The sequence below is a fragment of the Sphaerisporangium corydalis genome (genome assembly GCF_025506355.1).
GTDB classification, from domain to species: domain Bacteria; phylum Actinomycetota; class Actinomycetes; order Streptosporangiales; family Streptosporangiaceae; genus Sphaerisporangium; species Sphaerisporangium corydalis.
This window is the reverse complement of the sequence record NZ_JANZYP010000051.1, coordinates 1-12,352: the sequence shown is the minus strand read 5'-3', so window position 1 is coordinate 12,352 and position 12,352 is coordinate 1. Positions and strand designations below refer to the sequence as shown.

Annotated in this window: 7 protein-coding genes; all 7 read right to left on the bottom strand. The window is 73.2% G+C overall.

The genetic code is table 11. The features are described from left to right. A complete protein-coding gene (locus NYZ98_RS28885; RefSeq protein WP_262846719.1) occupies positions 1-1,023 on the bottom strand; it encodes a TauD/TfdA family dioxygenase in 1,023 nt (340 codons plus the stop codon). Between the two features lie 29 nt (positions 1,024-1,052). Continuing rightward, positions 1,053-1,802: a thioesterase II family protein gene (locus NYZ98_RS28880; protein ID WP_262846718.1), complete on the bottom strand. Its 750-nt coding sequence runs from the start codon at positions 1,800-1,802 to the stop codon at positions 1,053-1,055. A 1-nt stretch (position 1,803) separates the two neighbouring features. Then, on the bottom strand, positions 1,804-2,022 hold the full coding sequence (locus tag NYZ98_RS28875; RefSeq protein WP_262846717.1) for an MbtH family protein: 219 nt from the start codon (positions 2,020-2,022) through the stop codon (positions 1,804-1,806). A gap of 102 nt (positions 2,023-2,124) precedes the next feature. Then, positions 2,125-3,018 (bottom strand): tryptophan 2,3-dioxygenase, encoded by an 894-nt coding sequence (locus NYZ98_RS28870; RefSeq protein ID WP_262846716.1) that lies wholly within the window; start codon positions 3,016-3,018, stop codon positions 2,125-2,127. Then, a complete protein-coding gene (gene vioD / locus NYZ98_RS28865; RefSeq protein ID WP_262846715.1) occupies positions 3,018-4,172 on the bottom strand; it encodes a capreomycidine synthase in 1,155 nt (384 codons plus the stop codon). The genes NYZ98_RS28870 and vioD overlap by 1 nt, the downstream gene beginning before the upstream one ends. Beyond that, the gene (locus NYZ98_RS28860) at positions 4,153-5,094 is read right to left on the bottom strand and encodes a TauD/TfdA family dioxygenase (protein WP_262846714.1); all 942 of its coding nucleotides are present in this window, start codon (positions 5,092-5,094) and stop codon (positions 4,153-4,155) included. The genes vioD and NYZ98_RS28860 overlap by 20 nt, the downstream gene beginning before the upstream one ends. Positions 5,095-5,242: 148 nt before the next feature. Then, positions 5,243-12,340, bottom strand: a complete 7,098-nt coding sequence (locus NYZ98_RS28855) for a non-ribosomal peptide synthetase (protein WP_262846765.1) — start codon at positions 12,338-12,340, stop codon at positions 5,243-5,245. Between the last annotated feature and the right edge of the window lie 12 nt (positions 12,341-12,352).

Sequence of the window (12,352 nt, the reverse complement as noted above, 5' to 3'; positions counted from 1 at the left end):
TCAGGCCCCCACGTGGGCGGTGAGAGGCGGGACTGGCCGGCAGTCGTGGATCGACACCGGTTCGCCCATGGCGACGACGATCTTCCGGTCGCCCCGGAAGGCGTCACGGCCGTGCGCGGCAAGCAGGTTGTCCACGATCAGCAGATCCCCTGCCTGCCACGCCCGGCGCACGACGGCCGCGTCGTAGGCGGCGTTGATCGCGCCGACCTCCTCAGCGGTGAACTCCGTGCCGTCGCCGTGCCTCGTGTTGAACGGCAGGCCTTCTCGGCCCAGCTCCTGCAGGAGCACGTCCCGGATCTCGGGTTCGAGTGAATGCTCGCTCCAGAAGGCGGCGTGGTTGAACCACACCTCATCCCCTGTTCGGGGATGCCTGATGACCGCGGGGCGGACCTGGCCGGTTCGCAGCGTGTCGTGCTCGCCCCATCGGTAGGTGATCAGGTTCTCGGCGCAGTACTTCTCGACCTGGTCGGCCGAGGTCGCGTTGAACGCGGTGCGCCAGTCGAGGGAGATGTTCTCGCCGTAGTTGCGCAGCAGCGACCAGCCGGTGCCGCGGAACCGCTCGGCCAGCTCGCCGGGAAGGTTGCGCAGCACCTCCCGGCAGTCGGCGACCGGCGTGGCCCCGCCGGTGCGCGGGGCGGTCAGGCAGCAGAACATCAGGATTCCGGGAAAGGTCAGGGTGTAGCTGTTCTCGTTGTGCATGCGGATCGTGTGCGCGGGCGGCAGGTCGGTGGAGGAGAAGACGCCGTCGCCGAAGTCGGTGCGCGGCGTCGCCTTCTCCTGGTAGGGCGCCCGTTCGTCGAGCACCGCGTCCCGCACGGCGGCGAAGCCGGCGGCGTCGGCGATGGGCAGGCCGCGCAGGAACAGCGCCCCGTGCTCGTCCAGCAGTTCCCTGACGCGTTCCCGCCGGGCGGTGAGCCAGCGGGTGGCCCGCTCGATGGTGTCGACGCCGGCCACGTACGCCGTCGCCGGCCGGCCGGGGTCGACCGTGCAGAGCAGGTCGGCGTCGAGGTCGTTCGCTACCATGCGTTCTCCCGGTATCGGGTCGGAGCCGCTCACAGCACGTCGATGTGCGCGGGCAGTGCGCGCCATACGTCGGGGGTGTAGAAGTGACCGCCGGGCAGCGCGTCGACGCGGCAGGGGCCGTCGCAGACCCCGGCCCACTGGCCGGCCACGCCGGGCTCGATCACCTCATCGTCCCGGCCGTACAGGACCCGCACCGGGATGCGGGTCCGCGCGCCGGGGGCGGTGTAGGAGTCCCTGACCCTGATGTCGGCGCGCATCAGCTCGTAGGCCATGTCCATCAGGTCGGGGTCGGACCGCACGTGGTCGGGCAGCAGGCCAATCGTCCGCATCCAGCTCAGCAGGGCCTCGTCGGTGTCGCCGAAGGAGGGGAACCTGTCCCGCTCGGTGAGCCCGCGGTCCGGCGCGTTGCAGGAGGAGACGACCAGGGCCTCGGGCACCGGCCCGCCGCTCCGCTCGATCCGGGTGGCGACCTCGAACGCCATCCACCCGCCCATGCTGTGCCCGAACAGGACGTACGGCCGGCCGGCCGCCGACAGGACGGCCGCCGTGGCGTCGTCCGCCAGCTCCTCCCAGGAGCGGGCCGGTGCCTCGGCGAACCTGCCCTCCCGGCCGGGGTAGCAGATGAGCGTCAGCTCGGTGCGGTCGTCGAGGTGCGCCGCCCACGGCCGGTACGCTCCGGTGCCGCCGCCGCAGAAACCCAGGCAGACGAGCGACCTCGTCGCCGCCGGCCGGGGGGAGGGGCGGATCACCGTGGTGTCCTGGATTCTCTGCGCGGCCATGTCAGGTGGTGATCTGGTCCATCTGCTCCCGCAGACTCCTCGGGCGCATGTCGACCCAGTTCCGCTCGATGTAGTCGAGGCAGGACTTCCGGTCCTCCTCGCCGTGAACAATGGCCCAGCCGTCCGGCACCTCGATGAACGCGGGCCACAAAGAATGCTGGTCCTCGTCGTTCACCAATACCAGGAATCTGCCGTCCTCGTCGTCGAACGGATTGGTCACGTCAACCTCCGCGAATTCGTATTTCCTGAAAAGCAGCCTAGTGTCGGTGAATGCGCCGCACCGGCAGTTCATAGGGCAGGCGACCGGCAGTTCCCGGCGCCGTCACAATGCCCCTCTGACCGACCAGAGTTCGGGGAAGAAACGGTGGTCGGCCACCCGTCGCAGCCATTCCACCCCGCTGGTCCCGCCGGTGCCCGGCTTGCCGCCGAGCACCCTCTCCACCACCAGGACGTGCGTGGCCCGCCACCTGCCGAACTCGTACGCCACGTCGACCAGCGCCTCGGCCAGCCGGTGCAGGGCCTGGTGGCGCACCGGGTCCTCGTACACCCGCCGCCACGCCCGCTCGACCTCGGGCCTGGCCTGGTACGGCTCGGCCCAGTCCCGGTCCAGAACCTCGGCGGGCAGCGGCATCCCGTTGCGCGCGAGCAGCCTGAGCGCCGCGTCGTACAGGCTCGGCTCGTTCAGCGCGCGCAGCAGCTCGCCGTGCGTGACGGGGTTCCCCGCGTACGGCCTGGCCAGCGCGGCGTTCTTGTTGCCGAGCGCGAACTCCCACTGGCGGTAGACGAAGGACTGGAAGCCGGAGCCGTCGCCGAGCTGGTCGCGGAATTCGCGGTAGTCGGCCGGGCTGAGCGAGCTCAGCAGCTCCCAGGCGCCGACGAGCTGGTGCTGCACCGCGCGCACCCGGCGCAGCGCCCACAGCGCGGCGTCGACGTCGTCGGCGTCCAGCCGGTCCCTGACGTGCAGCACCTCGATGTGGCCGAGCTTGAACAGCAGCTCCATGACCTGGGTGGCGATCAGGAAGGCCGGCTCGGTTGGTGCCTTGGTGCGGAGGCCCTGCAGCGACAGCAGCACGTCCGAGCGGACGTAGTCCACGAAGGGCGTCGAGCCGTCGCCGAACTCCAGGATCGGCTCCCCGCCCGAGGTCGTCGCGCGTTCGGCGCGCTCCTGGTCGGTCAGCGCCCGGTAGGCCGAGCGCTGGTACTCCTTGGCCGCCATCAGCCCGCGCCTCCCGCCGGTCCGCCGACCACCTCGGAGATCGCCCGCAGCCCGGCGCGCAGGACGCCGGGCGGGCCGCCGAAGCCGATCCGCATGCGGTCGGGGTAGCCGAAGCAGAAGCCGGGCACGACGAGCACGCCGTGGGCCTCCAGGTCGCCGCAGATCTCCCGGACGTCGGCCACGCCGCGGACGGCGGGAAAGGCCGAGACGCCGCCGAGCGGCACCGGCAGGTCGATGTGCTCGGGATCCTCCAGCGCCCAGGCGCGCAGCACCTCGCGGTTGGCGGCGGCCTGCCGGAGCCGGCGGCCGGCGATCCGGTCGCCGTCCCGCAGCACGGCGGTGGCGAGGAACTCCGCCAGCGGCGAGGTGGCGATGGACACGTAGTCCCGCACCTTGACCATCGTGGTCAGCAGGCCGGCGGGGGCCATGCACCAGCCGACGCGCATCCCCGGCAGGCCGTAGGCCTTGGACAGGGTGCCGACCGACACGGCGCGCTCCAGCCGCTCGCGCGGGTCGGGCAGCGGCGGGCCGTCGTAGACCAGCTCGGTGAAGGCGCCGTCCCACAGCAGGTGGCAGTCGTGCCGGGCGATGAGGTCGAGGAACTCCTCGTAGGCGGCGGCCGACAGGGTCGTCCCTGTGGGGTTGTGCGGGAAGTTGACCAGCACGGCCTTGGTGCGCTCGTTGAGCAGGTCGCGGAACCGGTCGAGGTCGGGGGTGAACCCGTCCTCGGGGTCCAGGCGCCACACGCGCAGCCGCGCGCCGAGGGTCTCGGCGATCGCGTGCAGGGAGTGGTAGACCGGCTGCAGGACGACGATCTCGTCCCCCGGGCTGACCAGCGCGGCCAGCGCCAGGAACAGCGCCTCGGTGGAGCCGTGGGTGACCATGACCGTCTCGGGCCCGCCGTCGCCGAACCGGTCGGCGATCGCCTGGCGCAGCGGCAGGCAGCCGACGGAGGGGCTGTCCCTGAACTGGACCTCGTCCAGGTCGCGCGCGGTGATGCCGAGGATGTCCCTGAGCTGGCCGACGGAGTAGTCCTGCACCCCCGAGCTGGAGATGTCGATGGGGAGCTCGAAGTACCGGTCGCGCAGCCAGTCCTCCAGCAGCGCCGGGGCGATCCGCCCGATGGGCCGCCGGTCAACCGATTCGACGGTCATCGCCACCGCTCCTTCCCGGCCGGGTGCGCCGCAGGTCGACCGCGACGTTGACCCGCCGCAGCCACCGGTCGCGGCCGTCGTAGCGGGGGCGGAACGAGCGCCGCCCGTGCACGACGTTGCGGTTGTCGACGAAGCAGACGTCACCCTGGGCGAGGGGGACGTCGTAGAGGTTGGCGTCCAGTTGCGCGAACAGCGCCTCCAGCGCCTCGCGCGCCTGGTCGTCGCCGGGCACGGCCACGGTGAAGTCCCGGTCGGCGCGCAGCGTCACGGCGCCGGCGGGGCCGGTGAGCAGGGCGACCGCCTCGTCGCCGCGGGAGCCCGCCATCAGGCGCGGGTCGTGGGCGTCGTCGGGGCGGATGAGGAACCGCCGCTCGGCGAGGGTCGCGCGCACGTGGCCGGGCAGCGCCGCCACGTCGGCGAAGGACAGCGTGGTCGGCGTGTCATCGGGGTTGCGCAGGCAGTACAAGCCCACGTAGTCGGCGCGGAAGGGCGAGAAGGCGTCCTCGGTGTGCCAGCCGAGCTCCTTGTGGCTGCTGGAGCTGACGTCCCCCTCCTCCATGCCGGCGACGGGCAGGACGTCGGTCAGGACGCGGCCGTCCTGCTGGGCCACCCACCCGATCGCGTCGCCGAGCAGCGCGGCCCAGAGCATCAGCGCGAAGCCGCCGAGCCGGGCCTCCTCGCCGCCGTGGTCGCGCCAGTGGGTGGGGGTGCGGCCGAGCAGGTCGTCGCGCACGATGTTGCCGGTGACGAGAATAGCGTGCTCGCCGTCGTCGAGACGCGCGCGATTGATCGCGCGGCGCGGGGCGGCGGGCAGTTCATGGGCGATCACGGTGACGTCCGCCAGGAATTCGGGGGCGTCCGCCGAGGCGTATTCGCCGGCGCAGCGCCGGGCGAGATCCCGCGCCGACGCGGCCTCCTCCAAATCGAGCGTGAATGTGGAAACCCGTGAACCTAAAAGCGTGTCCGGGGTCAAGAGCGCACCCTCCATAAATGACGGACGAACATTAAATCCACCCTATCTCCGCGCATATCAAGAAAGCCTGGACAGCATTTTCCTGCCGCAATACTGCCTATCGGGCCGGGCGCGGCGCGGCCGCGATCTCCCGGGCGAGCACGTCGCCGATCTCGGCGAGCGGCCCTGGCCGGGTCATGTCGAAGTGGCCGCACGCCACGGGGTGCTCGGTCAGCTCCCCGGTGAGGTGCCCGGCCCAGCTCGACGCCTCCGGGTGCCCGTCCTCGCGGTCCAGCGTCGCGGTGAAGAACAGGACGTCGCCGCGGAACACCGGCGCCGCCCGGCCGTACACCAGGTCCAGGTTGCGCCTGGCCGCCGAGGCCAGCTCGCCGAGCAGGACGGGGTCGGACGCCAGGCGCCCCGGCCCCTCGCGGTGCATGAGCCCGGCGATCCACGCCTGGGTGTCCTCGCCGGAGACCGCGTCCCGTTCCCAGGTCCCGTCCGGCGGGTAGGCGTCCAGCAGGGTCAGCAGGGCGACCTCCTCGCCCTGTTCCTGCAGGCGGCAGGCCATGGCGTGCGCGATGTTGCCGCCGATCGACCAGCCGAGCAGGTGGTAGGGGCCGGTGGGCTGGACCCGGCGCAGGTGGGCGAGGTAGTCGTCGACCAGTTCGCCGAGCGAGCCGGGCACCGTGCCGTCGCCGCCGAGGCCCCGTGACTGCACGCCGTACACGGGCAGGTCCGGGCCCAGGTGGCGCAGCAGGCCGGCGTAGCACCAGCTCAGGCCGGTGACCGGGTGGACGCAGAACAGCGGCGGGCGGGCGCCCCGGGTGCGCAGCGGCAGCAGGACATCGATCGGCCCGGCCGCGTCCTGTCCCCCCAGCAGGCCGCTGATCCCGGCGACGGTCGGGGCGTGGAACAGGTCGCGCAGGGCGAGGTCGATCCCAAGGGTGGACCTGATCCGGCCGATCAGCCGGGTGGCCAGCAGGGAGTGGCCGCCGAGGTCGAAGAACCCGTCGTCGACGCTCACCCGCGCGACGCCGAGCACCTCGGCGAACAGCCCGCACAGGACCTCCTCGCGGGGGTCGCGCGGCGCCCGGCCGCCGGTCGTGCCTTCCATCAAGGGCGCGGGCAGGGCTCGGCGGTCGAGTTTGCCGTTGGGCGTCAGCGGCAGCGCGTCCATCAGGACGTACGCGGCGGGGACCATGTAATCGGGCAGGACGGCGGCGGCGTGGGCGCGCAGCGCCGGTGTGCCGGGGGCGTCATCCGCGTCGGCGGGCACCACGTAGGCGACCAGGCGCGGGTCTCCGGGCCGGTCCTCTCTCAGGGTCACCTCGGCCTGCCCGACCCGCGGGTGGGCGGTCAGGGCGGCCTGGACCTCGCCGAGTTCGATGCGCAGCCCGCGGATCTTCACCTGTGCGTCGGCCCGTCCGACGAACTCGACGGCGCCGTCCCTGGTCCATCGGACCAGGTCGCCGGTGCGGTACATCCGCTCCCCCGGCTCTCCGAACGGGCACGCGACGAACCGCTCGGCGGTCAGTCCCGGCCGGTCGCGGTAGCCCCGGGCCAGGCCCAGCCCGGCCAGGTACAGCTCGGCGACCACGCCGGGCGGCACCGGCCGCAGCCCTTCGTCCAGGACGTACAGGGCGGTGCCGGCGACCGGGGTGCCGATGGGCGAGGTGGCGGACCGGAGCACGCTGCCGGCGGTGATGGTGGCGTGGGTGACGTCGTCGGAGGTCTCGGTGGCGCCGAAGGAGTTGACCAGGGGGATGGCGGGGAACGCGGCGAACCAGCGGTCGCACAGGTCGGCGGGCAGGGCTTCGCCGGTGACCACCAGGCGGCGCAGCGAGGTCAGGGCGGGCGGGGCGGTGTCCTGCCAGGCGTCCAGTGCCGCGCGCAGCAGGGACGGGACCACCTGCAGCACCGTCACCCCCTGTTCGGCGACCGTCTCGAACAGCCGGACGGGGTCACCGGCGACGTCCTTGGGGACGATGGTCAGCGCGGCACCGGCCGACAGCGGCGTCAGCGCCTGCCACATGGAGATCACGAACGACACCGGCGCGGTGAACGCCACCAGGTCCGACGAGGTCATCTCCAGGTCGGCGGCCTTGGCGAGCATGTGGTTGCCCACCCCTCGGTGGTCGGCCAGCACTCCCTTGGGCCGTCCGGTGGACCCGGAGGTGTAGATCAGGTAGGCGGGGTTGCGCACCGACACGGCCGTGTCGAGGTCGTCGCCGGAGCCGGGCAGTTCCTGGCCGGCCTGCTCGGCGGTCAGGACCAGCATCGGCCGTGCGTCCTCCATGAGGTACGCCACCCGTGAGGCGGGAAGGTCCAGGTCGATCGGCAGGTACACCCCGCCGGCCTTGAGCACCGCCAGCAGCGCCACCACCAGGTGCTCGGAGCGCGGCAAGGCGACCCCCACCACCGACTCCGGGCCCACCCCCTGCGCCACCAGACGGCGGGCCAGCCGGTTGGCGCGGGCGTTCAGCTCGGCGTAGGTCAGCGAGACCTCGCCGGACACCACCGCGACCGCCTCCGGGGTGGCCGCCACGCGTGCCTGGACCAGCTCCACCGGCGTCACGGGCTCGGCGCGCCCGTCCCAGCCGGCCAGGACCAGGTCCCGTTCCCGTTCCGACAGCAGGTCGGCCTCGCCGGGGCGCCCGCCGGGGTCGGCGGCCATGGCCGCCAGCAGGCGCACCAGCCGGTCGGCCACCTCCCGGACCGTCCCGGCGTCGAACAGGTCGGTGCTGAACTCGACCGCGCCGAAAAGGCCCTCGGGCGAACCGTCCCCGGCGCGCCTCTCCTCGAAGTCGAACTGCAGGTCGAACTTCGCGGTGAGGGTGCCCGCGGGCTCGAGGGCCGCGGTGAGGCCGGGGAGGTCGAGGCGGGCGTCGGCGGTGTTCTGCAGGACCAGCATCACCTGGAACATCGGGTGCCTGGCCAGGGAACGCGGCGTGCCGGCCAGCTCGACCAGCCGCTCGAACGGCAGGTCCTGATGGTCGTAGGCCGCCAGGTCGGTGGCGCGCACCCGGCCGACCAGCTCACGGAAGGTGGGACGCCCGCCGGTGTCGGTGCGCAGGACCAGCGTGTTGACGAAGAACCCGACCAGGTCGTCCAGCGCGTCATCGGTACGACCCGCGATCGGCGTACCGATCGGGATGTCGGTCCCCGCCCCCAGCCGGGTCAGCAGCGCCGCGAGACCGGCCTGCAGCACCATGAACAGGCTGGCGTGGCTCTCCCGGGCGAAGGCCAGCAGCCGGCCGTGCAGCTCGGGTTCGATCTCGAAGGTGTGCCGGTCGCCCCGGTAGGTGGCGACGGCGGGCCTCGGCCGGTCGGCCGGCAGCGCGAGCTGGTCGGGGATCCCTTCGAGGGCGCCCGTCCAGAACTTCACCTGCCGGGTGAGCTCGTCGCCGAGCAGGTCGCGCTGCCACAGCGTGTAGTCGGCGTACTGCACCGGCAGCGGCGGCCACTCCGGCGCGCCGCCCGCGCGCCGCGCGGCGTACGCGCGGGACAGGTCGCCGGCCAGCGGGGTCATCGACCAGCCGTCGGCGGCGATGTGGTGCACGACCAGCACCAGCACGTGCTCGGCCGGGCCGAGGCGGAACACCCAGCCGCGGATCGGCAGGTCGGTGGCCAGCACGAAGGCGTGGCCGACCGCGCGCTCCACCAGGTCCGCCAGCTCGTCCCGCCCGCAGTCCACCAGCTCGACGACCGGCTCGGCGTCGGCGACACGCTGGCAGGGGACCCCGTCCACGGCGGGGAAGATCGTCCGCAGGCTCTCGTGCCGGGCCACCACGTCGCCGATCGCGGCGCGCAACGCCTCGTGGTCCAGCTCGCCGGTCAGGCGGACGGCCACCGGGATGTTGTAGGTGGCGCTCGGCCCCTCCCATTCGTGCAGGAACCACAGCCGCTGCTGGGCGAACGACAGCGGCACCGGATCCGGCCGGGTGGCCGGGACCAGCGCCGGGCGGATGGCACGGAGGCTCTCGCGTCGGGCGATCCCGGCCACCGTCGGCGACTGGAACAGCTCCCGGACGGTGAGCTCCATGCCCAGCGTCGAACGGATCCGCGAGATCAGCCGGGTGGCCAGCAGGGAGTGGCCGCCGAGGTCGAAGAACCCGTCGTCGACGCTCACCTGCGCGACGCCGAGCACCTCGGCGAACAGCCCGCACAGGATCTCCTCCCGCGAGTCGCGCGGGGCCCGGCCGGTGGCCGTGACCTCGGGCGACGGCGCGGGCAGCGCCCCCCGGTCCAGCTTCCCGTTGGGCGTCAGCGGCAGCGCGTCCATCCGGACGAAGGCCGACGGCACCATGTACTCGGGCAGGACGGCGGCCAGCGCGGCACGCACCACGCCGGTGGCGGCGTCGCCGACGAGGTGGCCCACCAGGCGCGGGCCGCCGGAGGCGTCGGGGTGGAAGCCGGCGGCGGCGTTCCGCACGCCGGGGACGGCGCGCATCGCGGCCTCGACCTCGCCGAGCTCGACGCGGAACCCGCGGACCTTCACCTGGCCGTCGAGGCGGCCGAGGAACTCCAGCCGCCCGTCCGGCAGGCGGCGGACCCGGTCGCCCGTGCGGTACATCCGCGAGCCTTCCTGGCCGAACGGGTCGGCGACGAACCGCTCCGCCGTCAGGGCGCCCCGGCCCGCGTAGCCCCGGGCCAGGCCGAGCCCGGCGACGTACAGCTCGCCGGGCACCCGCGCCGGTACGGGGGCGAGCGACTCGTCCAGGACGTACACGGCGGTGCCGCCGACCGCGTGGCCGATGGGCGCCCTGGTCCGGCCGGACGCCGCGCCCGCCGTGATGGTGGCGTGGGTGACGTCGTCGGAGGTCTCGGTGGCGCCGAACGAGTTGACCAGCGGCACCTCCGGGAAGAGGGCGAACCAGCGCTCGCACAGGTCGGCGGGCAGGGCTTCGCCGGTGACCACCAGGCGGCGCAGCGAGGCCAGGGCGGGCGGGGCGGTGTCCTGCCAGGCGTCCAGCGCCGCGCGCAGCAGGGACGGCACCACCTGCAGCACCGTCACCCCCTGCTCCGCGACCGTCTCGAACAGGCGCACGGGGTCACCGGCGACGTCCTTTCCGATCACGGTCAGCGCGGCACCGGCCGACAGCGGCGTCAGCGCCTGCCACATGGAGATCACGAACGACACCGGCGCGGTGAACGCCACCAGGTCCGACGAGGTCATCTCCAGGTCGGCCGCCTTGGCCAGCACGTGGTTACGAACCCCTCGGTGATCGGCCAGCACCCCCTTGGGCCGCCCGGTGGACCCCGAGGTGTAGATCAGATAAGCGGGGTTGCGCACCGACACCGGCACGTCAAGGTCGTCGCCGGAACCGGAGAGCTCCTCGCCGACCTGTTCGGCGGTCAGCACGAGCACCGGGCGGGCGTCCTCCACGAGGTGGTCCACCCGTGAGGCGGGGAGGTCCAGGTCGATCGGCAGGTACGCCGCCCCGGCCTTGAGCACCGCCAGCAGCGCGATCATCAGATGCTCGGAGCGCGGCAGGGCCACCCCCACCACCGACTCCGGCCCCACACCCTGCGCCACCAAGCGGCAGGCCAGGCGGTTGGCGCGAATGTTCAGCTCGGCGTAGGTGAGCGAGATCTCGCCGGAGATCACCGCGACCGCGTCCGGGGTGGCCGCCACGCGTGCCTGGACCATCTCGGCGAGCGTCTCCGCCCCGGCCGCGTCGTCCCAGCCGGGCAGCAGCGCCGCCCGCTCGCCCGCCGACAGCAGTTCCGCCATGCCCATGCGCCCGTCGGGGTCGGCGGCCATGGCCGCCAGCAGGCGCACCAGCCGGTCGGCCACCTCCTGGACCGTCCCGGCGTCGAACAGGTCGGTGCTGAACTCGACCGCGCCGAAAAGGCCGCCGGGCGAGCCGTCCTCGCCCCGCCGCTCGCTCAGGACGAACTGCAGGTCGAACGGGACGGTCCGCAGGGAGACCTCCTCGAACCCGACGTCGAGTCCCGGCAGGCGCAGGTCGAACCCGTCGTCGGTGTGCAGGATGAGCATGGTCTGGAACAGCGGGTGGTGGGCGGTGGTGCGCACGGGGTTGAGCGCCTCCACGAGCCGCTCGAACGGCAGGTCCTGGTGCTCGAAGGCCGCCAGGTCGGTGGCCCGGACCCGGCCGACCAGCTCACGGAACGTGGGGTGCCCCCCGGTGTCGGTCCGCAGCACCAGCGTGTTGACGAAGAACCCGACCAGGTCGTCCAGCGCGTCATCGGTACGACCCGCGATCGGCGTACCGATCGGGATGTCAGTGCCCGCGCCGAGCCGGGTGAGCAATGCCGCAAGACCGGCCTGGACCACCATGAACAACGTCGCGTGCGACTCGCGGGCCAGGTCCGCCAGGGCCGCGTGCAGCTCCGCCGGGATCGTGAACGGCACCTGGCCGCCCTGGTAGGACGCCACCGCCGGGCGCGGCCGGTCGGCGGGCAGCGCGAGCTGGTCGGGGATCCCCTCAAGGGCCGCCGACCAGAAACCGAGCTGCCCGGCCGCCACGCTCCCGGCGTCCCGCTCGTCGCCGAGCAGGTCACGCTGCCACAGCGTGTAGTCGGCGTACTGCACCGGCAGCGGCGGCCACGCCGGAGCCTCTCCCGCGCACCGCGCGGTGTAGGCGCGGGACAGGTCGCGGCAGAGCACCCCGAGCGACCAGCCGTCGGAGGTGATGTGGTGCAGCACCAGCATCAGCACGTGGTCCTGCGGGGCGATCCGCAGGATCAGCCCCCGGATGGGCACGTCGGCCGCCAGGTCGAACGGCCGGTGCGCGGCCTCGGCCACCACACCGGGCAGCTCCTCCTCGGTGACGTCCACCAGGTCCACGACCGGGCCGGCGTCCACCACGCGCTGGTACGGCCGGCCGTCCACCGAGGGGAAGGTCGTCCGCAGGCTCTCGTGCCGGTCCACGGCGTCGCCGATCGCCGCGCGCAGGGCCTCGGCGTCGAGGTCGCCGCGCAGCCGGACGCCGAGCGGCACGTTGTAGGTGGAGCTCGGGCCCTCCCACTCGTCGACGAACCAGAGCCGTCGCTGGGCGAACGACAGCGGCACCCGTTCGGGACGCGTGACCGGAGCGGGCGCGGCACGACGCTCCCGATCCGAACCCAGCAACGCGGCGACCCCCGCCACCGTCGGCGCGCCGAACAACTCACGCACCCCCAGCTCCACACCCAGCGACGAACGAATACGCGAGATCAACCGCGTCGCCAGCAACGAATGCCCACCCAGATCGAAGAACCC

Bases quoted from the DNA above. Each gene is read 5' to 3' on its own strand.
- NYZ98_RS28885 (WP_262846719.1), bottom strand. From the start codon at position 1,023: ATGGTAGCGAACGACCTCGACGCCGACCTGCTCTGCACGGTCGACCCC.
- NYZ98_RS28880 (WP_262846718.1), bottom strand. From the start codon at position 1,802: ATGGCCGCGCAGAGAATCCAGGACACCACGGTGATCCGCCCCTCCCCC.
- NYZ98_RS28870 (WP_262846716.1), bottom strand. From the start codon at position 3,018: ATGGCGGCCAAGGAGTACCAGCGCTCGGCCTACCGGGCGCTGACCGAC.
- vioD (WP_262846715.1), bottom strand. From the start codon at position 4,172: ATGACCGTCGAATCGGTTGACCGGCGGCCCATCGGGCGGATCGCCCCG.